Here is a 21,091-nt window from a genome sequence, read left to right as displayed (position 1 = left end):
GTTTACGGGGGCGATGTCGGCCGGGGGCGGGGTGGGGCGGGCCCCCGGGGCTGGGTGGGCCTGAGCGGGGTGGGCCACCGGCTGTCGGGCCAGGCCGGGCCACCAGACCCCGGGCCACCAGACCCCGGGCCACCAGACCCCGGGGCGGCGGACCGCCGGGCCGCCGGGCCTCGGGCCTCGGGCCTCGGGCCTCAGCCGGAGCGGTCGGGCGGGGTACGCGCCCGTACGGCCGACCTGGCCTCGGTCCGTACGAGCGCCGCGCTCGTGGGGCGGTCTCGCGGGCACACGGCGGGTCCCGCTCCCGTACGGCAGCCTTCCGGCCGACCTGTCCGCACGGCCGCCGGTGCCGTCCCGGCCGCCGGAAGTCCGCCGGGAGCCCTCCGGATGCCCGCCGAGGACCGGCCGTCCGCCCGCCGAGGACCGGGCCCGCGCGCCCCGGGCCCCGGCGCTGTGCCTGCCGGGCTGCGGGTGGGGGCGTTTCTGGGGCTGGTGGGCCCTTGGGCGGGTGCTGGGGGGCGTGGGGCTGCCGGGGGCGGTGGGGGCCGTTGCCCGTATGTCCGTGGTCTGGCTTCCGGGGTGGTGGGCCGCCGCCCGGCAGTGCGGCTTTCGAGGTGCCGAGCCGCCGTCCGTGGTCCGGCCTTCGGGGTGTCGAGCCGCCGCCACCGGTCCCGTCTCAGGGTGTCGAGCCACCGCCACCGGCCCCGCCTCAGGGTGGCCAGCCACCACCCCCGGTCCCGCCTCAGAGTGTCGAGCCGCCGCTCCCTGGCCCGGTTCGGGGTGTTGAGTCGGATATGCGCCTTTATGGTGAGCCCGTGGCTTCTGATCATGTTTCGCCCGCGTCCGCCGGTCCTTCCGGCGCGGCGGGCTCCGACGGCGTCACCCCGCTGGGGACCCTGCTCCCGCAGGTCCTGCCCGCGCTCGTGGTCGGCATCGGCGCCAGCCTGCTGTTCCTGGCGATCAGCTTCCTCTCGGAAGAGCTCCAGCACGTCCTCTGGACCGACCTGCCCGACGCCCTCGGCATCGGCGGCTACTCCTCCCTCTGGATCATCGCCATGCTCACCGCCACCGGCGTCGCCGTGGGCCTCGTCGTCTGGAAGGTGCCCGGACACGCAGGCCCCGATCCCGCCGCCATGGGCCTCGGCGGGCCGCCGCTCTCCCCCGCCGTCGTCCCCGGGCTGCTGCTCGCGAGCGCCCTCGCCCTCGCCGGAGGCGTCAGCCTCGGCCCCGAGAACCCGATCATCGCCACCAACATCGCCCTCGCCTACTGGCTCGGCCGCAAGGCCGCGCCCGCCGTGCCCGGCGCCGCCTGGGTCGCCCTCGCCTCCGCCGCCACCATCGGCGCCCTCTTCGGCACCCCGGTCGCCGCCGCCCTCGTCATCTCCGAGGCCCTCACCGGCCAGCCGGGGCCCGGCTCGCTCTGGGACCGGCTGTTCGCCCCGCTGCTCGCCGCGGGCGCGGGCGCGATGACCACCCAGCTCCTCGCCGAGCCCAGCTTCGACCTGGGACTCCCGCCGCTCACCGACCCCGGCTGGACCGACCTCCTCGGCTCCCTGGTCATCGCCTCCGCCGCCGCCCTCTTCGGCCTCGCGGCCTGCTACCTCTTCCCCCGCGTCCACGGCGCCTTCGCCCGGCTGCGGCACCCGATGCTAATGCTCCCGGCAGGCGGCCTCGTCCTGGGCCTCCTGGGCGCCCTCGGCGGCCATCTGACGCTCTTCAAGGGCCTGACCGAGGTCAAGGAGCTGGCCTCCTCCATCGGCGGCTGGTCCTCCGGTGAACTGGCCAAGCTGGCCGCCGTCAAACTGCTCGCCCTCCTCGTCGCCTCCTCCTGCGGCTTCCGGGGCGGCCGGATCTTCCCCGCCGTCTTCATCGGCGCCGCCTTCGGCCTGTTCTGCCAGGCCCTCGTCCCCGAGGTGCACCCGGCGGTCGCCGTCTCCTCCGGCGTCCTCGGCATCCTCCTGGCCACCACCCGGCAGGGCTGGATCAGCCTCTTCACCGCCGCCGTGCTCGTCGCCTCACCCGCCACGCTCACCCTGCTCTGCCTCGCCTCGCTCCCCGCCTGGCTGCTGGTCACCGGCCGCCCCCAGCTGGAGCTCGACACCCAGGGCAAGTCCCTGCACTGAACCCGCGCCCGCCCCGTACCGAAGGAGTCCCCCGTGCCGCTCCACCAGGGTCCCGCCGCCTCCCCGCCCGAGCCCGAACGCCGACTCGCGCTCAATCCCTTCTTCGGCGAGGCCAACCCGGTCGGCGGCATGGCCCAGGCCCCACCCCGCCATCGGATGCCCGACGGCCCGCTGCCCCCGATGAGCGCCTACCAGCTCGTCCACGACGAGCTGATGCTCGACGGCAACGCCCGGCTCAACCTCGCCACCTTCGTCACCACCTGGATGGAGCCCCAGGCCGGGGTCCTGATGGCCGAGTGCCGGGACAAGAACATGATCGACAAGGACGAGTACCCGCGCACCGCCGAACTGGAGCGCCGCTGCGTCGCCATGCTCGCCCACCTGTGGAACGCGCCGGACCCGGCCACCGCCGTCGGCTGCTCCACCACCGGCTCCAGCGAGGCTTGTATGCTCGCCGGGATCGCCCTCAAGCGCCGCTGGGCCCGACGGAACGCCGACCGCTACCCGGGTAGCGCCCGCCCCAATCTGGTGATGGGCGTCAACGTCCAGGTCTGCTGGGAGAAGTTCTGCAACTTCTGGGAGGTCGAGCCCCGGCTCGTCCCCATGGAGGGCGACCGCTACCACCTCGACGCCGCCTCCGCCGCCGCGCTCTGCGACGAGAACACCATCGGCGTCGTCGCCGTCCTCGGCTCCACCTTCGACGGCTCCTACGAACCCGTCGCCGAGATCTGCGCCGCCCTCGACGAGCTGGAGCGGCGCACCGGCGTCGACGTCCCCGTGCACGTCGACGGCGCCTCCGGCGCCATGATCGCCCCCTTCCTCGACGAGGAACTCGTCTGGGACTTCCGGCTCCCCCGGGTCTCCTCGATCAACACCTCCGGCCACAAGTACGGCCTGGTCTACCCAGGCGTCGGCTGGGCCCTGTGGCGCTCCCCCGCCGAACTCCCCGAGGAGCTCGTCTTCCGTGTCAACTACCTCGGCGGCGACATGCCCACCTTCGCCCTCAACTTCTCCCGGCCGGGCGCCCAGGTCGTCGCGCAGTACTACAACTTCCTGCGGCTCGGCCGGGAGGGCTACCGGGCGGTCCAGCAGACCTCCCGGGACATCGCCCGGGGTCTCGCCGAACGCATCGAGGCGATGGGCGACTTCCGGCTCCTCACCCGGGGCGACCAGCTCCCCGTCTTCGCCTTCACCACCGCGCCGGACGTCACCGCCTTCGACGTCTTCGACGTGTCGCGGCGGCTGCGCGAACGGGGCTGGCTCGTCCCCGCCTACACCTTCCCCGCCCACCGCGAGGACCTGTCCGTCCTCCGGATCGTCTGCCGCAACGGCTTCTCCGCCGACCTGGCCGGGCTGCTCATCGAGGACCTCGGACGCATCCTGCCCGAACTCCGCGCCCAGGACCGCCCCTTCACCCACGACAAGGCCGCCGCGACCTCCTTCCACCACTGAACGGCGGTACGGGCCCGGCCGGGCGTACGGGGCTCGACGGCGGTACGGCCCGGCCGGGCGCACCCGACCGGGCGGCGGTACGGGACCGACCGGCGGTACGGGTTCGGCGGCGGGCCCCGGGGTCCCGCCTCCCTGACGTGCCCCGGCTCGCCGCCCGGACTCCCGAAGAGGTCGCGGACCGCCGTCGCCGCGAGCGCGTTGGAGACGGGTTCCCTACAGGGCCGGGTTCCCGTCCGCGTAGGGGTTCTCCTCGCCCTCGGCGAGGACGCCCACGAACGGGTCCCCCTCACCGGCGAAGACGTACGCCCCGGCCTCGACCCGTTCGATCAGCCCGAGCGTCCACTCCTTGCCCGCGTCGGCCGAGTGGACCCACATGTGCATGATCTCGCCGATGTGCCCGAGCTGCCCGGGGCCGCCGTCCGGCGTGTAGTACTCCGTGACCGCCGTCCGCCACTCGTCGAGCGCCCGCACCCGGCGGCGCAGCAGCTCCACGGCCTCCTCGCGGGGCAGGTCCACCATGAAGCCGACGGCCGCCGACATGACGTCCATCTTCTGGTCGTACGTGGTCAGCGCCTCGCGCAGCAGCGCGAAGTACTCGCGCTCGCCGGACTCCGTCAGCTCGTACTCGACGCGGGGCGGCCCGCCGACCGCGCTCGGCGCCACCTCGTGCGCGTGCAGCAGCTCCTGCTTCGCCATCTGCTTGAGCGCGTGGTAGATCGAGCCCGGCTTGGCGTGGGACCACTCGTGCGCGCCCCAGTACTCCAGGTCGTTGCGCACCTGGTACCCATGGGCCCGGCCGTGCTGTCTGACCGCGCCCAGGACGAGCAGCCGGATCGCCGACATCCCGCGCACCTCCCCCGTCGATCCCGATCCGACCAGGGTACGCGGAGGGGGTACACGGACGAGGTCAGCGCCCCTGTTCCGCCGCGATCAGCTCGAAGGAGGTCCGGCCGTCCAGGGACTCGCGGACGATGTCCGCGTGCCCGGCGTGCCGGGCGCCCTCCTGCACCAGGTGCAGCAGCATCCAGCGGACCGACACCCGGCCGCCCTCGGGGAACCAGGGGGCCCGGGGCAGCGGGAAGGTGTCGTCGAGGCTGGGCACGGACCGCGCGAACTCCTCGGTCTCCTTCGCCACGCCCGCCCAGAAGTCGAGGATCGCGGGGATCGTCTCCTCCTCGGTGAGCCGGAAGGCGTCGCCCCAGGTCTCCTGGGTGCGCTGCCGCTCGTTGGGCCGCTGCTGGGCCAGCCGGAGCCAGTTCAGTTCGACCTCGGCGACGTGCTTGATCAGCCCGGAGAGGCTCAGCTCGCTGGCGCTGGGACGGCTCGCCGCCTGCTCCTCGGTGAGGCCGTGCGCGGCGCGGCGGATCGCCGCCCGCTGGGCCTCGATGAAGTTGAGGAGCGCGCCGCGCTCGTCGCCGTGGGCCTCCGTGGGAACGAGTGCCACCATGATGTCCGCCTTCCGTCCGTGAACCTTCGACACCGCTCACGCTACGGAGCCTTGCGGACAGCTACGGTCCGCAAGGCGGGGTCCTTTCCGCGTGTCAGCGGAGGTCGGCGCGCCTCGGTGCGCGTCGGTGCGCGTGACGAGACGGGTCGGCGCGCGTGACGGCGCGGGTCGGTGCGGGCCGACCCGGATCAGTGCGGGCCGACGCGGATCGGCGCGGATCGGCGCGGGTCAGAAGGGGAAGCGGCTGCGGCCGTGCTGGATGGAGATCCACTTCTGGGTGGTGAAGGCCTCCACCATCGACTCGCCGTTGAGCCGCCCGATGCCGGAGCGCTTCTCGCCGCCGAAGGGCACGATCGGCTCGTCGTGGACGGTCCCGTCGTTGATGTGGATCATGCCGGTGTGGATGCGCTTGGCGATCCGCACCCCCCGCTCGACGTCCCCGGTGTGGACGGCGCCGCTGAGCCCGTACGGCGTGTCGTTGGCGATCCGCACCGCCTCCTCCTCGCCGTCGAACGGGACGATCAGGGCCACCGGGCCGAAGATCTCCTGGCCGAGGAGGGGGGAGTCGGGGGCGAAGCCGGTGAGGACGGAGGGGGAGACGAGGTTGCCGTCCACCGTGCCGTGCAGCAGCGCGGTCGCCCCGGCGGCCACCGCCTGGTCGACCAGCGAGGAGACCGCCTCCGCCTGCTGGGAGTTGATGAGCGGGCCGATGTGGGTGGCCGGGTCCGCCGGGTCGCCGACGCTCAGGGTCCTCACCTTGGCGACGAACTTCTCGGTGAACTCCGTCTCGACGCTCCGGTCGACCAGGATGCGGTTCGCGGCCATGCAGACCTGGCCCTGGTGGACGAAGCGGCTGAAGACGGCCGCGTCCACGGCGTAGTCGACGTCGGCGTCGTCGAGGACGATCAGGGCGCTGTTGCCGCCGAGTTCGAGGACGGCCTGCTTGAAGTTCTGCGCGCAGACCGTGGCGACGTGCCGTCCGACCCGGTCGGAGCCGGTGAAGGAGATGACCTTCGGGACCGGGTGGGTCAGGAGCGCGTCGCCGATCTCGGCGATGTCGGTGACGACGACGTTCAGGAGCCCGGCCGGCAGACCGGCCTCCTCCAGGACCTTGGCGACGAGGGTGCCGCCGCAGATCGGGGTGTTCTGGTGCGGCTTGAGGACGACCGCGTTGCCGAGGGCGAGCGCGGGCGCGACCGACTTGATCGAGAGGAGGAAGGGGAAGTTGAAGGGCGAGATGACACCGACGACGCCGACCGGGACGCGGTAGACGCGGTTCTCCTTGCCGTCCACCGGGGAGGGCAGGATGCGGCCCTCGGGGCGCAGCGAGAGCTGCACGGCCTCGCGGAGGAACTCCTTGGCCAGGTGCAGCTCGAAGGCCGCCTTGAGACGGGTGCCGCCCAGCTCGGCGACGATCGTCTCGGAGATCTCCGCCTCGCGGTCCTCGACGATCCGCAGCGCCCGCTCGAAGACCAGCCTGCGGGTGTACGGGTTGGTCTCCGCCCACACGGCCTGGGCGCGCTCGGCGGCGCGGTAGGCGAGGTCCACCTCACCGGCGGTCGCGATGGTGATCGACGCGAGCTTCTCCCCCGTGTAGGGGTTGAAGTCGATGATGTCCCACGAGCCGCTGCCGGGCTTCCACTCGCCGTCGATGTACTGGTGGGCCAGGTCGGTGAAGTGCGACATGGATCGAGACCCCTCTACCCGCTCTACCTCTGCGCGCCGACAGATGTGACGCCTGAACTGATGTCACGTCATCGTACTGATGTGTCAGGAGAGTTGAAGGAGGCCCCGTAGGATGTCGCGGCTTTCGGCCGGATCGGGACCGTCCTCCCTGAGCCGCTCCATGACCCGCCGGTACTGGGCGACCTCCTCGCGCTTGTCCAGGTAGAGGGCGCTGGTGAGCTGCTCCAGGTAGACGATGTCGGAGAGGTCGGACTCGGGGAAGCTCAGCATGGTGAAGGCGCCGCTCTCGCCCGCGTGCCCGCCGAAGCTGAAGGGCATGACCTGGAGGGTGACTCCGGGATGCTCGGAGATCTCGATCAGATGCCTCAACTGGCCCTGCATCACGGCCCGGTCGCCGTACGGGCGGCGCAGCGCGGCTTCGTCGAGGACGGCGTGGAACTGCGGGGCGCGCTCGGAGACCAGGACCTTCTGGCGTTCGACGCGGAGGGCGACCCGCCGGTCGATCTCGGCGGCGGGGGCGCCCGGCATTCCCCGGGTGACGACCGCCTGCGCGTAGGCCTCGGTCTGCAACAGGCCGTGCACGAACTGCACTTCGTAGACGCTGATGAGGGAGGCGGCGCCCTCCAGACCGATGTAGGTCTGGAACCAGCCCGGCAGGACGTCGCCGAAGCTGTGCCACCAGCCCGCCACATTGGCCTCGCGGGCGAGCCCGAGGAGCGAACCGCGCTCGGCCTCGTCCCCGACCCCGTAGAGCGTGAGGAGGTCTTCGACGTCCCGTGCCTTGAAGCTCACCCGTCCCAACTCCATCCGGCTGATCTTGGATTCGGATGCGCGGATCGAGTAGCCGGCCGCCTCGCGGGTGATCCCGCGCGACTCGCGCAGCCGCCTCAGCTGGGAGCCCAGCAGGATGCGGCGCACCACACTCCCGCTCGCTCCGCCCGATTCGCCTGCGGTCACGGCTCCCAGCCTCCCCTTACGGTGTCGAGCCCCCGTCGAGCCCCGGATTCTGCCACCAAACGCTTCAGCGCGTACACATTCGATTACGGAAAGACGGCGAGTTCCGGGCATCCGCGCGTGCGGCGGGTACGGATCCCGGAAAGTTCCGCTCCGACAGGGGACGACTTATGCACAGATTAGGCGCGTGGGTGGACAGGTCAGGCGCGTGCACGTGCATCTGCCCTTGCATCCAGTGGGCGCATTCGGAACCATGGAGCCCGCGCAGCCGCGTACTCGTTCGTGTTGTCGTGTTGTCGCACCACAGTCGCGATTCCCGGGAGTGCCTCGCATGGGGACGAATGGATCGACCGTGCTCGAGCCGCTACGGCAGGGCCTTCCGCCGATCGATCCCGGCGCCGTCTCCACCTCCGCCTCCTGTGCCCTGCCCCCTCGGTACGAAGCCGTGCGCGGGGCGCGGAAGTTCACCAGCGCGACCCTGGACCGCTGGGAGCTGTCGGAGCGCTTCGACGACGTCGCCCTGGTCGTCTCCGAACTCGTCACCAACGCGCTGCGCCACGCGGTGCCCGGTGAGGGCTGTCCCGAGGACGGCCAGAACCCACCGGTCAGACTGCATCTGATGCGCTGGTCCTCACGCCTCGTGTGCGCCGTGCGCGACCCGAGCCAGGAGAGCCCGGAGGCACGCCGGGGCGAGGAGGACTTCGCGGCGGAGTCGGGGCGCGGGCTGTTCCTGGTCGACTCGTTCAGCGACAGCTGGGGCTGGCATCCGCTCGCCGGGACGCTGCGGGGCAAGGTGGTGTGGGCGCTGTTCCGGATCGGTCCGGAATAGCGGGAGCCGCCAGCGCCGCCGGGCGGAGGCACGCGGACATACGCGGAGACACGCGGACATACGGATAAGGGGAAGGGCCCCGCGCGGGATGCGCGGGGCCCTTCCCCTTATCCGTACCGTGTTCTCACACCAGGTGGTCGAACTCCCCGTCCTTGACGCCCAGCAGGAGCGCCTCGATCTCCGCGGGCGTGTAGACGAGCGCGGGCCCCTCGGGGTGCCGCGAGTTGCGGACGGCGACGTTCCCCCCGGGGAGCTTGGCGAACTCCACGCAGGACCCCTGGGAGTTGCTGTGCCTGCTCTTCTGCCACACGACACCTCGCAGCTCCGTGGCCGCCATGCCGTTGTACGCGTGATGCGCATGATGCACTGGTAGCTCCCCGAATTGCTTGGTGCACGTGTCAACTTCCCCGGATCATAGCTGTGTTCACATGCAGCTGCGTGAGCAGATGCACGTGCACGAGGGGTGGCGTAGCGGCTACGCGACTCAGCGTGCTACCCCCCGGTAAGCCGCCCTGGGCCCGCCACCACCGGACTCACCCTACGGCGCCGGGCGCGGGGACCCGGCAGGGGCGTCGGCGGGGTCCCCCGGCGGTCGGGTGACGGGGGCGGCCGGTGGGGGGCGGTGAGGCTGGGTGACGGGGGCGGCCGGTGGGGCCGGTGGGCCGGGGGCGGGCCGGTGGGGCCGGAGGCGGCCGGGGGGGCCGGGGGCGTCAGCGGCGGCGGGATTCCATCAGGGCCGTCGTCAGCTCGTCCAGCACCTCCAGGAGCAGCACCGCCCCCTTGCGCAGCAGGAAGTGGTCCGGGGGTTCGGCCGACCAGGCGTCCACGGTCTCCCGCAGTTCCTCCCACTGCGGCACCCGGCGCTCCCGCACCTCCTTCGCGCCCCGCTCCGTCGCCCGGCGCAGGGACTCCGCGAGGACCGCCGCGCCCGGTACGGGCGGTGCGCCGCGCTCCGGGACGTGCGCCTCCAGGAGCATCGCGACCCGCCCCAGCTCCGCGAGCGCGTGGTCCGCCTGCTCCGTCGCCGCGTGCGAGAGCCCCCGGTGCCGCACCGGCTCGTGGGTCGCCCGCTCCACCGCCTCCTGCCAGGCGACCCGGGCCGCGCGGGTGTCCAGGAGCGCCTGGCGCACATCGGGTCCGTCCGCGCCCGCCGCCGGTTCGGCGTACCGCGCGACGACGACCGACGCGTACCGCCCGACCGACGCCAGCCAGTCCGCGAGCCTGCCGCGCAGCCGGGGCGTCTCCCAGGCGGGGTAGACGGCGTAGGCCAGCATCGCGAGGAGCCCGCCGAGCAGTGTCAGCGTCACCCGGTCCCGTACCGTCTGGGTCAGTCCCGCGCCCTCCATGCCGAGCAGGAACACGACGTACGCGGCGACGAAGACCTGGCCCGCCGCGTATCCCGTGCGCATCAGCAGATACATCGAGAAGGCGCACAGCACCGCGAGCCCGGCCGACAGATAGACGTCCGGATGCGCCGTCTGGACCACCGCCGTCGCCAGTCCGACCCCGATCAGGGTGCCGCCGAAGCGCGCCACCGAGCGGGCGTACGTCTGCGAGAAGTCCGGGCGCATCACCATCACCGAGGCCATCGGCGCCCAGTAGCCGTGTCCGAGCGGCAGCGCCGCGCCCAGCAGGTACCCGGCGGCCGTCACCGCCGAGACCCGGACCGCGTGCCGCAGGACGGGCGAGTCGCGGCGCAGCTCGGCGCGGACCTTCGCGAGGACGATCGGCGCGAGGCGCAGGAGGGTGGGACGGGCGCGGACGACGGGGGCGGGGGGTTCCTTCCCCGGGGCGGAGGCCGACGACGGCGGGCCGGACGTCTCCCCCCGCGAACCGGACGTCTCCCCTCGCGGGCCCGACGTCCCCCCTCGTGAACCGGGCGTCCCTCCTCGCGGGCCGGACGTCTCCGTCCTGGGCTCGGCCGTCTCGACGACGTCGCCGAGGAGGGCCATCAGGCGGACGGCCGCGCGGCGGGAGGGGCCGGTGAGGACCGCGCCGCTGTCCCGGGTGCGGAGCGCTTCGACGGCGGACGGGGGCAGGTCGACCGGTTCGCCGTGCCGGATCGCGTGCGCGGCGGCGTCCAGTACGGTGCCCGCCGCCGCGAGCAGCTCCCGCACGCGCGCGCGTTCCGGGCCCTCCTCCGGCACCCCGACCGCCGGGTCGGCGAGGGAGGCGAGGACCGGGCGGATGCGTTCCGCGAGGCCCCGCGCGCCGTGCAGCTCCGCCGGGCGGCGGCGGGCCTGGCCCGGGGTGACCGCCGCCGCGCTGCGCGCCGTCATGAGCGGCAGGGGGTCGAACGGCGCGACCGGGTCGTGCCGCAGACGACGGGCGTAGTCCGCCTCGGCGGCCAGCGCGTCCGCGAGGGCGTCCCGCTGGGCACCCCAGGGGCGCACGGGCAGGAGGACGACCAGGGCCGCCTGCACGACACCGCCCGCGAAGATCATCACGGCGTGGCCCGCCGCCGCCGCGACCGAGGTGGGGAGGGTGACCGTGACCAGCATGATCGCCACGTTGGAGGAGGCGATGATGCCCGCGGTGGGCCCGGCGGCCCAGGCGAGGCCCGAGAGGAAGGTCCAGAGCAGCAGCAGGGCGAGGAAGAAGCCCTCGTGGGCGCCGGTGAGGTAGCCGAGGAAGGTGGAGACGGCGAGGCTGGCGCCGGAGGCGAGGGCGAGGGTGGGGCGGGGCCGCCAGGACCGCTGGAAGGTGGCGATGGCCGCCTGGAAGGCGCCGAAGGCGGAGGCCGCGGCGACGGCGGGCCCGAAGAGGGCGAGCGAGAAGCCGACGACCAGGGCGAGCCCGAGGGCGGCCCGGCCCGCGACGAGGGGATCGAGCCGCCGCCGCTCGACGGTGAGTCCGGAGCGGGCGGTCTCCTTCAACGCCCGGAGCCAGCTCATGGCCCGAGAGTATCGGGCATTCAGCGTGAATCCGGCATTTCGCTGGGAGGTGGGGGCGAGGCGGGGAGCGACCCCGGGAAGGGCGACGGGGCGGGCGGAGGGGCGCGCCCCGACCGGAGCCGCACCCGGAGCGGAGGGGGCGCGCCCCGCCCAGGGCCGTACGGGGAACGGACCTGGGCCGGTACGGGCCAGACCCGTTCGGAGCCCGCCCGGTCGCCCCCCCTACTCCGCCCCCCGTACCCGCTTCCGGCCCGGGGTGAGGCCCGCGCGGTCCGCCGCCGAGGCGCCGTGGGTCCAGCCCTCCTCGTCCCAGGCCGCCCGCACCCGTGTCGAACGCGTCTCCGGGAACAGTTCGTCCGTGCGGGTGGTGACCGCCAGGTCCCGGGAGGCGAGGGCCGGGAGGAGCGTCGGGGCCTCGGCCGCGACCCGGCGGGACGTCGCCGAGAGCCGGGTGCCGAGCCGGTTCGCGTACGCCAGCAGGAACGACTGCCGGAACGACTTCGTGCGCTTGCGTCCCCCGGCCCGCTGCTCGGTCTCCGCCCGGGTCATCGCGGACGTGCCCTGGACGAGCAGCGAGGTGTAGAGCAGCTCCACCGGGTCGAGGTCCGCCTCGAAGCCGACGACGGTCGAGAAGCCGTACGCCTCGTTCCACACCGCCCGGCAGTGGTTCGCCGTCGCCACCGCGTCCAGCAGGATCGCCTTCGCCTGCTCGTACGGCGCCTCCACCCCGATCCGGAGCGCGCCCGGCGTCTCCGGCGACGGCGCGCCCGCCGCGAGGGTCGCCTCGTCGAGGCTGTGCCGCGCCATCAGCTCCTGCGCCTTGGCCGTGAGCGCCTCCGCCTCCTCCGGGTACCCCGTGGCCTCCGCCTTGGCGAGCAGCGCCCGGATACGGGTGAGCATCCGGGGCTCCCCGGCGGCGGCGGGCGGCAGCTTCTCGCCCGGCACCGGGCCGACCGCGTCGAGGCGCGGCAGCCGGACCAGCAGGCGGTACAGCTCCAGGACGGTGGTCGCGTACGAGAAACGGTCCGCCGGGCGCCCTGCGTCCCGGTCCAGCTCGTCGAGCTGCGCCCGCCAGCGGTGCGGGAGCGTGGGGTAACGGGCGGTCTCGGACCGTACGAGCGCGGCGAGGACCCGCAGGTGCTCGTCCGCGAGGTCCCGCCGGACCGGGCGGACGACGTCCGCGGGCTGCCAGCCGCGCTCCCACAGGGTGCGGACGAACGCCTCGCCGCGCCGGACGAGTTCCGCGTCGGCGGCCGGGTCGGCCGCCAGCAGGGACGCGGCCGTGTCGAGCGTCGCGTCGTCGCTCGCGTACAGCGCCTCGAAGGCCTTGTCGATGGTGGTGCTCACGCCGTCCTCGCGTCCGTTCCGTTTTCTCGCGTTCCCCGCGTTTTTCGCGCGGGTCCGCACGGGCCCGCCGATATGCCGGGTCCTGCTGGTGCCGTTGGCGCCGCTGGTCCTGCTGGTCCCGCTGTTGTCACTGACCCCACTGGGCTCAGTGGTCTCACTGGTCCTGCCTGTCCCACTGATCCCACTGATCCCACTGGTGTCACTGACCCCACTGGTCCCAGGGGTCCTGCTGATCCTGCTTGCCCCACTGGCCCCAGGGGTCCTGCTGGTCCCGCTGACCCTGTGGGTCCCAGAGAACCTCTGGGTCCCACTGACCCCAATAGTCCTTCCAGTCTCACCGATCCCACCGGTCTCACCGGTGCACCCAACCCCACCCGTGTCCGTCCGATGCCACCAACGCCGCCGACGCGTCCGGTCCCCTCCGCTCACCCGGTCCCGTCCGCACCCCGTCCCACCAGCTTGCCCCGTCCCAGCGGCCTGCCCGGTCCCGTCCGCCGAAGGGCCGTACGGCGGGAGGGGAGGCGGCGGCCCGCGACCGGTCCGCACTCCCCGATGGTCTCAGCCCTCCCCGGTGCCGGGGCGCGGGAGGGTAGGGCCAGGCCCACCCTCCGGACGCCCGCCAGTGGTCGTGATCGACGGCGGCGGAAACGGTTCGCTGGAGGCATGACCTCGACAGTCCGCCGCCCCTCCCCCGGCACCCGGCCCGACGCGGGCACCGCACCCGCCACCGGCACCGCGACCGCGCCCGGTACCGGACCCGCGCCCGTCGCCGTACGGCTCCGGGGGCTGACCCGGCACCACGGGACCGTCCGCGCCCTCGACGGCGTGGACCTCGACTTCGCCGCCGGGACGTTCACCGCCGTCATGGGCCCCTCCGGCTCCGGCAAGTCCACGCTGCTCCAGTGCGCCGCCGGGCTCGACCGGCCCACCGCCGGGCGGGTGGAGGTCGGCGGCGTCGCCCTCGAAGGGCTCGGCGAGCGACGGCTGACCCTGCTCCGGCGGGAGCTGATCGGCTTCGTCTTCCAGTCCTTCAACCTCCTGCCCTCCCTGAGCGCGGCGCAGAACGTGGCACTCCCCCTGCGGCTCGCGGGCCGTCGCCCGTCCCGCGCGGAGGTCCGGGAGGCGCTCGCGCGCGTCGGGCTCACGGGCCGGGAACGGCACCGGCCAGGGGAACTCTCCGGCGGTCAGCGGCAACGGGTCGCGCTCGCCCGCGCGCTGATCACCCGTCCGGCCGTCCTCTTCGGTGACGAGCCGACCGGCGCGCTGGACTCGACGACGAGCCGCGAAGTCCTGGACATGCTGCGGGAACTGGTCGACCGCGAGGGCCAGACGCTCGTCATGGTGACCCACGACCCGGTGGCGGCGGCACGCGCGGACCGCGTGGTCTTCCTGGTCGACGGCCGTGTCGCGGGCGGACTCCCCTCCCCGACGGCCGAGTCGGTGGCAGCCCGGATGGCGGCCCTGGAGACGGGCACGAGCCCCGGAACAGCGACAGGAACAGGAACAAAAACGGGAAGAGAAACAGGTGCGGGAAGAGAGACACAAGCGGGAAGAGGGACAAGAGCGGGGACAGGAACAGACGCCCCCGCCGACACCCACCCGCAGGCGGGTCCGGGATGCTGACCGTCGTGCTCTGCGGGCTACGGTTCCGCTGGGCCTCCCTCCTCGGCGGGTTCGTCGCGCTCGCCCTCGGCGTGGGGCTCCTGACGGCCACGGGGCTGGGCCTGGCGGGCACCTTCCGGACGCCCGAACGTCCGCCGGAACGGTTCGCCTCCGCCCCCGTCGTCGTACAAGGGCGGTCCCATCTGGTCCTCGACGTCCGGCGCGGACCCGCGACCGCGCCCCTCGCGAGGCCGCTCGACCGTCCACAGCCTGTGGACGGGGAAGTGCTCCGCGAACTCCGGGCCCGCTGGACCGTCACCGTCTCCGGCGGCCCCGACGCCGTCGGCGTGGACGCCCCCGCCCCCGCCGTCCGCGCTCTCGTCGGCGACCGTGCGCGGGTCCTCACCGGCGACGGACGGCGGCGCGCCGACCCGGGCGCCGCGCGGGACGCCGAGGCGCTGGTCGCGCTCGGCACGCTCCTCGGCACCTCCGGCGGCGTCACCGCCTTCGTCGCGGTCTTCGTCGTCGCCTCCACCTTCGCTTTCGCGGTGGCGCTGCGGCGCCGCGAGTTCGGCCTGCTGAGGACCGCCGGGGCCACCCCGGGGCAGCTCCGGCGGCTGGTGCTGGCCGAGGCGGTGGTGCTCGGCGTGCTCGCCTCGGCCGCCGGGTGCGCGCTCGGCGCCGTCGGCGCGCCCCTGCTCGCACGGACCCTCGTCGACGCCGGTCTGGCCCCGGAGCGGTTCACGGCGGGCGGGGCCGCCTGGCCCTTCCACACGGCCTTCTGGACGGGGGTGGCGGTCGCGTTCGCCGGAGCGGTGGCCGCGTCCGGCAGGGCCGGGCGGACCGGCCCCGCGGCGGCGCTCCGCACGGCGGACGTCGACGCCGACGCCCTGCCGCTCGGTCGGCTCGTGATGGGCGCGGGCCTGCTCCTGACCGGTCTGGGACTGCTCGCCTGGACCTGCGCCACGGACCCGTCGGCACTGCTCGGACGGAAGACGTACACCACCCTTCCGATGCTTCTGATCACCGGAGCCGCCCTGCTCTCGCCGCTCCTGGTCCGGCCCGTCGCGCGACTGCTGAGGCTGCGGGGAGCGGTGGGGACGCTGGTGCGGGAGAACAGCGCGGCCTCGGTCCGCAGGACCGCCGCCGTCGCCGCCCCCGTCCTGGTGACCGTCGCGCTCGCCGGGACCCTCCTCGGCTCGTCGGAGAGCGTCACGCGCGCGAAGGACGTCGAGGCGCGGGAACGGACGACGGCGGAGTACGTCGTGACCGGGGAGGGCCTGCGGCCGGTCGCCGCGCCGCCGGGGGCGGTCGTGTCGGCCACCGGCCGCACGTCGGTGTTCGTACGGGACGGGGCGGAGGCGGTGGTGAAGTACGGGGCGCGGGCGGTCACCGACCCGGAGGCGTTCGCCGCGCTGGCCCGGCTGCCGGTGGTCGCCGGGGACCCGCGCGACCTCGACGACCGCTCGATCGTCGTGAACGAGGAGTTCGAGCGGCGCCGGGTGGGCGGCACCGTCGAGGTCTGGCGGGCGGACGGGACGGGTCCGGTACGGCTCCGGGTGGTGGCCGTCCTCGCCCGGGGGACCGGCGACAACGGGCCGTACGTGACCCGGGCGAACGCCCCCGGCTCCGTACCCGACCTGATCGAGGCCCGGGGCGGCGGTACGGCCACGGTGCGGGCCCTCGCGGCGAGCGGCGGCACCGTGGCGAGCGCCGACGCGCGGGCGGGCGGCGGCCCGCCGGGCGGGAACCCCCGGAACCGGCTCGGGATGCTCCTGCTCCTGGGCATCGCCCTCCTCTACACGGTGATCGGCCTCGCCAACACCCTGCTGATGGCGACCTCCGTGCGCGGTCCGGAACTGGCCGCGCTGCGGCTCGCGGGGGCGACCCGGGGCCAGGTCCTGCGGGTGGTGACGGGCGAGGCGGTGCTCTCCGTGGCGATCGGGGCGCTGCTCGGCCTGCTGGTGGCGGGGCTCGTGCTCGGCGCCCTGGCGGCGGGGCTCGCCGCGCTCTCCGCCCCGGTCGCCCTGGTCCTGCCGTGGGGCGCGGTCGGCGCGGCGGCGGGCGCCTGCGCGACGGTCACGGTCGCCGCGTCGGCCCTTCCCGCGTGGCGGGCGGCGCGCTGAACGGCGATGGTGGGACGGACGGGGCGGCGACCGGGGTCGGAGCCGGGTCACCGCCCCGTCCGCGCGCGCCCCTGAGCCAGCCCGCCCCGCCCCGCCCCGCCCCGCCCTGATCCGTCCCGTCCGGGTCCGTCCCGCGCGGCGGAGGCTGCCGGTCGTCCCGTCCTCCCGCCGCGCGGCCCCGGCTCACGGGATCAGGACCAGCTTGCCGCGCACGTGCCCGGACTCGCTCGACTCCTGGGCGCGGGAGGCCTCCTTGAGGGGCAGCACCTCCGCGAGCCGGACCGTGAGGCGGCCCTCGGCCGCCAGCGCCGCCTGGGCCGCCAGCCCGGCCCGTACCGCGTCCGGATCGCCGAGCAGCCCCGAGAAGACGATCCCGTACCGCTCCGCCTCGGTGTCCGCGATCGTCACGATCCGTTCCCTCGGCGCCGCGTCCCCGCCGAGGAGTTCGATCGCGACCGGCAGCACCCCGTGCCCGGCCGCGTCGAAGACCGCGTCGACGCCCTCGGGCGCGGCGGCCCTCACCCGGTCGGCGAGCCCCTCCCCGTACGCGACGGGGACCGCGCCCAGCTCCCGCAGATACGCGTGGTTGGACTCGGAGGCGCTGCCGACGACCCTGATCCCGGCGGCGACGGCGAGCTGCGTGGCGACCGAGCCGACGACCCCCGCCGCGCCGTGCAGGAACAGCGTCCCGCCCGCCCCCACCCCGAGCAGACCGAGCACCCGCTGCGCGGTCTCACCGGCCACCGGCAGGCTCGCGGCCGTCTCCCAGGACAGCCCCTCGGGCTTGGGGACGACGATCCCGGCCAGGGCGTACTGGGCGTAGGCGCCGGTCTCCGTCCAGCCGAGGACCTCGTCACCGACCGCCACGTGCGTCACGCCCGCACCGACCGCGTCGACCGTCCCGGCGAACTCCAGGCCGGGGACGGCGGGGAAGGTCGTCGGGTAGAACGCCTCGACCCAGCCGCGACGGCGCTTCCAGTCCACCGGATTGACCCCGGCGGCGGCCACCTTGACGCGGACCTCACCGGGTCCGGGGACCGGCACCGCGACCCCGGTCTCGTGGCGCAGCACCTCGGGTCCGCCGAACTCCTCGTACACGGTCGCTTCCATACCGGCCTCCACTGCCGCCCGTCGGGTCACACGGACCCGTTCCGTCACACCCGGCTCTTCCGGCCGGGTCCCGTCACACCCGGCTCTGGCCGGGCCCGTCCCACCCGGCTCTTCCGGCCGGGTCCGTCGCACCGGCCCCTCGGCCCGGTGTCGTGGCCCCGGTCCCTCCGGCGCGGCCTCTCGCCGCCGTCCGACCGGGTGCCGAGGAGGACCGGCCGTACCGCCCGGCCTCTCCGACGTCCTCAGCCTGCCCCCCGGGCACCCCGCTCCCCGCCCCCCGGACGGCCAGTCCCACCTGTCCGAAAGAACGGCCTCCGCCCCGCACCCGCGCACTACGCTCGGCCCATGGACGCGCTCACCCTGACCGCCGCGTACGAGATCATCCGGCAGCCGCTCGGCGAGATCCTCCCCGAGGTCTCGGCCGCCCTCGCCCCGCTGATCCCCCACGTCGACGCGGCCGAACTCTCCACGCACTGCGCCCACTCCCCCTTCAAGACGCTCGGCGGCACCGCGCTCCTGACCGGTGCCGAACTCGCGCCGCTGCTCGCCTCCGGCATCCCCGGGGAACCGTGGCAGGGCCGTAGCGTGATCGGCGGACGCCCGCGCGAGGTCGTCGCCGTCACCAGCCACGCGACCCGGCGCGGGGCGGTCCTGGTCCTCGTGCGGGAGGACTCCGCCGCCCCGGTGGACGAGGCCGGACTCGCCGTGGCGCAGGCCCTGTGGGACCTGGTGTCCGGGCACTTCGACCGGTTCGCGTCGGAGGCGATGCCGGGGACGCTGGCCCGTTCGCGGGCGGCGGCCGACACCCGGGCCCGGGTGATCGCCGAGCTGACCGCCTCCCACGCGACCGCGCTGTCCGGGGTCCTGGGGGTGCTGCGCAGCCGCGCCCTGGACGACGCGACGGCCCGGACGACCGCGACCGACCTGGCCGCGTCGGCGCTGATCGAGATGCGGGCGGCGCAGCACCGGGACCGGGCGCTCGCCGAGGAACCGGCCCTGGAGGCCTTCGAACGGCTGGCGGCCGAGCTTCGGCCGATGCTGCGGCACACCCGGGTCCGCCTCGATCTGGGCGCCCCCGACCCGGGGCGGTCGCTCGCGGCGGACGTGGCGCACAGCGCGCGGGCCATCGTCCGGGCGCTGCTCCTGATCGTGCTCGAACAGGACTCGGTGCGCCGCGTCCACGTCGGCTGGCAGCTGACCGCGCACGAGCTGCGGGCCTCGGTGCGGGACGACGGCGCGGGCGCCCTCGCCCCCTGCGACCTGGGCGCGGGCACGGTCCGTGACCGGATCGAGGTGCTGGGCGGACGGCTCGACATCGACGCGCTGCCGGGCTGGGGCACCACGATCACGGCGGTCGTCCCGCTGGCCGCACCGGCCGCGCCGGTCGAGGCGGCCCATCCGCTGACCGGGCTCGGGGGCCGGGAACTGGAGGTCCTGCGACACCTGGCGCTCGGCCACCGCAACCGCCGGATCGGGGAGGAACTGCACATCAGCGAGTCGACGGTGAAGTTCCACGTGGCGAACATCCTGAACAAGCTCGGCGTCGACTCACGGGGAGAGGCGGCGGCCCTGTTCCACGCGGCGGCGTGAGGACACGGACGGCCGCACGGCCGGACGACCGGACGACCCCACGCCACCCGCCCGCTCCCGTACGCGCTCCACCTGCCCGTTCCCGTACGCGCTCCGGTACGCCTTCCGTACGCGTTCCCGTACGGAAGCGCCTCCGGGCCGATGTCAGTGGCGGGTGCCAGACTCGCACCCATGAGCGAGAGGTGGGCGCTGGCGGCCGAGGCGGAGGGGGACGGAGCACTGCTCGTCCCGCTCGGCCCGGACGGGCTGCCCGCCGGGGAGGTGCGGCGCGAGCCGGACCTCGTCACGGCCGTACGGTCCCGGCCGGAGGTGGCGCGCTGGGTCTGGCGGTCGACGGCCGAGGTGTACCCCCGGCTGCTCGCCGCCGGGGTGCGGATCGAGCGCTGTTACGACGTGGAGGGCGCCGAGCAGCTGCTCCTCGGGCACGAGGGGCGGCTCGGCGAGCCCCGCTCGGCGGCGGCGGCCTGGGCGCGCCTGCGGAACGAGGCGGTGCCGCCGGACCCGCCGCAGCGCGGCGCCGAGCCCGGCTCGCAGGACTCCCTCTTCGAGCCGCGCCCGACGGTGTCCGTGCCGTTCGAGGGTCTCCTCGCGGTGTACGCGGAGCAGACGCGGCGGCACGACCGGGCGGAGCATCCGGGCAGGATGCGGCTCCTGACGGCGGCCGAGTCGGCGGGGATGCTGGTGGCGGCCGAGATGCACCGGGCGGGTCTGCCGTGGCGGGCGGACGTGCACCGGGAACTGCTGGAGGAGCTGCTGGGCGAGCGGTACGCGGGCGGGGGCGAGCCGCGCAGGCTGGCCGAGCTCACGGACGAGGTGTCGGCGGCCTTCGGGCGCCGGGTCCGGCCGGACCTCCCGGCGGACGTGGTGAAGGCCTTCGCGGGCGCGGGCGTACGGCTGCGGTCCACCCGCCGCTGGGAGCTGGCCGAGGTGGACCATCCGGCGGTGGAGCCGCTGATCGCGTACAAGAAGCTGTACCGGATCTGGACGGCGCACGGCTGGTCCTGGCTCCAGGACTGGGTGCGGGACGGACGCTTCCGGCCGGAGTACCTGCCGGGGGGCACGGTCAGCGGACGCTGGACGACCAACGGCGGCGGGGCCCTGCAGATCCCGAAGGTGATCCGGCGGGCGGTGGTCGCGGACCCGGGCTGGCGGCTCGTGGTCGCGGACGCCGACCAGATGGAGCCGAGGGTGCTGGCCGCGATCTCCCGGGACCCGGGTCTGATGGACGTCGCCGGGCATCCGGACGACCTGTACACGCGCCTGTCTGACCGGGCGTTCTCCGGCGACCGGGAGCACGCGAAGCTGGCGCTGCTGGGCGCGGTCTACGGGCAGACCAGCGGGGACGGTCTGAAGAACCTGGCGGCGCTGCGCCGCCGCTTCCCGCGCGCGGTGGCGTACGTCGACGAGGCGGCGAAGGCCGGCGAGGAGGGGCGGCTCGTACGGACCTGGCTGGGCCGGACGAGTCCGCGCGCGGTGGGATCGGGCGAGGACGAGGAGGCGGGCCTGCCACAGGAGGAGGCCGAGCGGGCGGCGCCGGAGGAGAGCGGCTTCACCCCGGGATACGCCTCGGGGAACGCGCGGGCGAGGGGCCGCTTCACCCGTAACTTCGTGGTGCAGGGCAGCGCGGCGGACTGGGCGCTGCTGATGCTGGCGGCGCTGCGGCGGTCGCTCGCCGGGATGCGGGCGGAGCTGGTGTTCTTCCAGCACGACGAGGTGATCGTGCACTGTCCGGCGGAGGAGGCGGAGGCGGTCACGGCGGCGATCGGGGCGGCCGGGGACGAGGCGGGCCGGATCACGTTCGGGGAGACGCCGGTGCGGTTCCCGTTCACGACGGCGACGGTGGAGAGATACGCGGACGCGAAGTAACGACCGCCCGACCGGGCCGTACGGGGTCGTACAGGGTCGGTCGTACGGGTCGTTCCTCCACGGGAGCG

At 74.6% G+C, this 21,091-nt stretch carries 15 protein-coding genes; 7 read left to right on the top strand and 8 right to left on the bottom strand.

Going from position 1 to position 21,091, the window contains the following annotated elements; translation table 11 throughout:
* Positions 1-812 precede the first annotated feature (812 nt).
* Together ACFXGN_RS06695 and ACFXGN_RS06690 are read left to right on the top strand one after the other, a co-directional pair.
* Positions 813-2,120, top strand: a complete 1,308-nt coding sequence (locus ACFXGN_RS06695; RefSeq protein ID WP_384854313.1) for an ion channel protein — start codon at positions 813-815, stop codon at positions 2,118-2,120.
* A 33-nt stretch (positions 2,121-2,153) separates the two neighbouring features.
* Complete coding sequence (locus ACFXGN_RS06690) at positions 2,154-3,572, top strand: glutamate decarboxylase (RefSeq protein WP_384854310.1); 1,419 nt, start codon at positions 2,154-2,156, stop codon at positions 3,570-3,572.
* 213 nt (positions 3,573-3,785) lie between these two features.
* On the opposite strand, the gene ACFXGN_RS06685 is transcribed toward ACFXGN_RS06690, so the two are convergent.
* From ACFXGN_RS06685 to ACFXGN_RS06670, 4 genes are all read right to left on the bottom strand, one after another.
* Positions 3,786-4,415 carry a PadR family transcriptional regulator gene (locus tag ACFXGN_RS06685; protein WP_384854307.1) on the bottom strand — a complete coding sequence of 210 codons (630 nt, stop codon included), beginning with the start codon at positions 4,413-4,415 and terminating at the stop codon, positions 3,786-3,788.
* Between the two features lie 64 nt (positions 4,416-4,479).
* Positions 4,480-5,019, bottom strand: a complete 540-nt coding sequence (locus tag ACFXGN_RS06680) for a DinB family protein (RefSeq protein WP_384854304.1) — start codon at positions 5,017-5,019, stop codon at positions 4,480-4,482.
* A 228-nt stretch (positions 5,020-5,247) separates the two neighbouring features.
* Positions 5,248-6,705 carry an aldehyde dehydrogenase family protein gene (locus ACFXGN_RS06675; protein ID WP_384854301.1) on the bottom strand — a complete coding sequence of 486 codons (1,458 nt, stop codon included), beginning with the start codon at positions 6,703-6,705 and terminating at the stop codon, positions 5,248-5,250.
* A gap of 84 nt (positions 6,706-6,789) precedes the next feature.
* Complete coding sequence (locus ACFXGN_RS06670; protein ID WP_384854299.1) at positions 6,790-7,662, bottom strand: helix-turn-helix domain-containing protein; 873 nt, start codon at positions 7,660-7,662, stop codon at positions 6,790-6,792.
* A gap of 328 nt (positions 7,663-7,990) precedes the next feature.
* Between ACFXGN_RS06670 and ACFXGN_RS06665 the strand changes: the two genes are divergently transcribed.
* Positions 7,991-8,488, top strand: coding sequence for an ATP-binding protein (locus tag ACFXGN_RS06665; protein ID WP_384854298.1), 498 nt, complete (start codon positions 7,991-7,993; stop codon positions 8,486-8,488).
* Positions 8,489-8,612: 124 nt separating this feature from the next.
* Here the strand turns inward: ACFXGN_RS06665 and ACFXGN_RS06660 are convergent, their stop codons facing one another.
* The 3 genes from ACFXGN_RS06660 to ACFXGN_RS06650 all read right to left on the bottom strand — a co-directional run bounded on the left by ACFXGN_RS06660 (position 8,613) and on the right by ACFXGN_RS06650 (position 12,729).
* Entirely contained in the window at positions 8,613-8,825 is a 213-nt protein-coding gene (locus tag ACFXGN_RS06660; protein ID WP_173861569.1) for a DUF397 domain-containing protein, read from the bottom strand.
* A gap of 373 nt (positions 8,826-9,198) precedes the next feature.
* Positions 9,199-11,382 carry an FUSC family protein gene (locus tag ACFXGN_RS06655; RefSeq protein WP_384854295.1) on the bottom strand — a complete coding sequence of 728 codons (2,184 nt, stop codon included), beginning with the start codon at positions 11,380-11,382 and terminating at the stop codon, positions 9,199-9,201.
* A gap of 222 nt (positions 11,383-11,604) precedes the next feature.
* Positions 11,605-12,729: a DUF2786 domain-containing protein gene (locus ACFXGN_RS06650; protein WP_384854292.1), complete on the bottom strand. Its 1,125-nt coding sequence runs from the start codon at positions 12,727-12,729 to the stop codon at positions 11,605-11,607.
* 663 nt (positions 12,730-13,392) lie between these two features.
* Between ACFXGN_RS06650 and ACFXGN_RS06645 the strand changes: the two genes are divergently transcribed.
* Both ACFXGN_RS06645 and ACFXGN_RS06640 read left to right on the top strand, forming a co-directional pair.
* Positions 13,393-14,352 (top strand): ABC transporter ATP-binding protein, encoded by a 960-nt coding sequence (locus ACFXGN_RS06645; RefSeq protein WP_384854289.1) that lies wholly within the window; start codon positions 13,393-13,395, stop codon positions 14,350-14,352.
* The gene (locus ACFXGN_RS06640) at positions 14,346-16,457 is read left to right on the top strand and encodes an FtsX-like permease family protein (protein ID WP_384854286.1); all 2,112 of its coding nucleotides are present in this window, start codon (positions 14,346-14,348) and stop codon (positions 16,455-16,457) included. Before ACFXGN_RS06645 ends, ACFXGN_RS06640 begins: the two co-directional genes overlap by 7 nt.
* A gap of 183 nt (positions 16,458-16,640) precedes the next feature.
* On the opposite strand, the gene ACFXGN_RS06635 is transcribed toward ACFXGN_RS06640, so the two are convergent.
* Positions 16,641-17,567 carry an NADP-dependent oxidoreductase gene (locus ACFXGN_RS06635; protein WP_384854285.1) on the bottom strand — a complete coding sequence of 309 codons (927 nt, stop codon included), beginning with the start codon at positions 17,565-17,567 and terminating at the stop codon, positions 16,641-16,643.
* A gap of 345 nt (positions 17,568-17,912) precedes the next feature.
* On the opposite strand from ACFXGN_RS06635, the gene ACFXGN_RS06630 reads away from it, so the two are divergent.
* Positions 17,913-19,157 (top strand): LuxR C-terminal-related transcriptional regulator, encoded by a 1,245-nt coding sequence (locus tag ACFXGN_RS06630; RefSeq protein WP_384854282.1) that lies wholly within the window; start codon positions 17,913-17,915, stop codon positions 19,155-19,157.
* 171 nt (positions 19,158-19,328) lie between these two features.
* Positions 19,329-21,023 carry a bifunctional 3'-5' exonuclease/DNA polymerase gene (locus tag ACFXGN_RS06625; protein WP_384854279.1) on the top strand — a complete coding sequence of 565 codons (1,695 nt, stop codon included), beginning with the start codon at positions 19,329-19,331 and terminating at the stop codon, positions 21,021-21,023.
* The last annotated feature ends 68 nt before the right edge of the window (positions 21,024-21,091 follow it).

The organism is Streptomyces sp. NPDC059247 (genome assembly GCF_042754005.1).
GTDB lineage: Bacteria > Actinomycetota > Actinomycetes > Streptomycetales > Streptomycetaceae > Streptomyces.
Note: the sequence above shows the minus strand (reverse complement) of the source record. Positions and strands in the feature narration are given on the sequence as shown.

Excerpts from the sequence above, each read along its gene's own strand:
- ACFXGN_RS06640 (WP_384854286.1), top strand. The coding sequence starts at position 14,346 with ATGCTGACCGTCGTGCTCTGCGGGCTACGGTTCCGCTGGGCCTCCCTC.
- ACFXGN_RS06660 (WP_173861569.1), bottom strand. The coding sequence starts at position 8,825 with ATGGCGGCCACGGAGCTGCGAGGTGTCGTGTGGCAGAAGAGCAGGCAC.
- ACFXGN_RS06675 (WP_384854301.1), bottom strand. The coding sequence starts at position 6,705 with ATGTCGCACTTCACCGACCTGGCCCACCAGTACATCGACGGCGAGTGG.
- ACFXGN_RS06635 (WP_384854285.1), bottom strand. The coding sequence starts at position 17,567 with ATGGAAGCGACCGTGTACGAGGAGTTCGGCGGACCCGAGGTGCTGCGC.
- ACFXGN_RS06680 (WP_384854304.1), bottom strand. The coding sequence starts at position 5,019 with ATGGTGGCACTCGTTCCCACGGAGGCCCACGGCGACGAGCGCGGCGCG.
- ACFXGN_RS06655 (WP_384854295.1), bottom strand. The coding sequence starts at position 11,382 with ATGAGCTGGCTCCGGGCGTTGAAGGAGACCGCCCGCTCCGGACTCACC.
- ACFXGN_RS06630 (WP_384854282.1), top strand. The coding sequence starts at position 17,913 with ATGGACGCGCTCACCCTGACCGCCGCGTACGAGATCATCCGGCAGCCG.
- ACFXGN_RS06645 (WP_384854289.1), top strand. The coding sequence starts at position 13,393 with ATGACCTCGACAGTCCGCCGCCCCTCCCCCGGCACCCGGCCCGACGCG.
- ACFXGN_RS06685 (WP_384854307.1), bottom strand. The coding sequence starts at position 4,415 with ATGTCGGCGATCCGGCTGCTCGTCCTGGGCGCGGTCAGACAGCACGGC.
- ACFXGN_RS06665 (WP_384854298.1), top strand. The coding sequence starts at position 7,991 with ATGGGGACGAATGGATCGACCGTGCTCGAGCCGCTACGGCAGGGCCTT.
- ACFXGN_RS06625 (WP_384854279.1), top strand. The coding sequence starts at position 19,329 with ATGAGCGAGAGGTGGGCGCTGGCGGCCGAGGCGGAGGGGGACGGAGCA.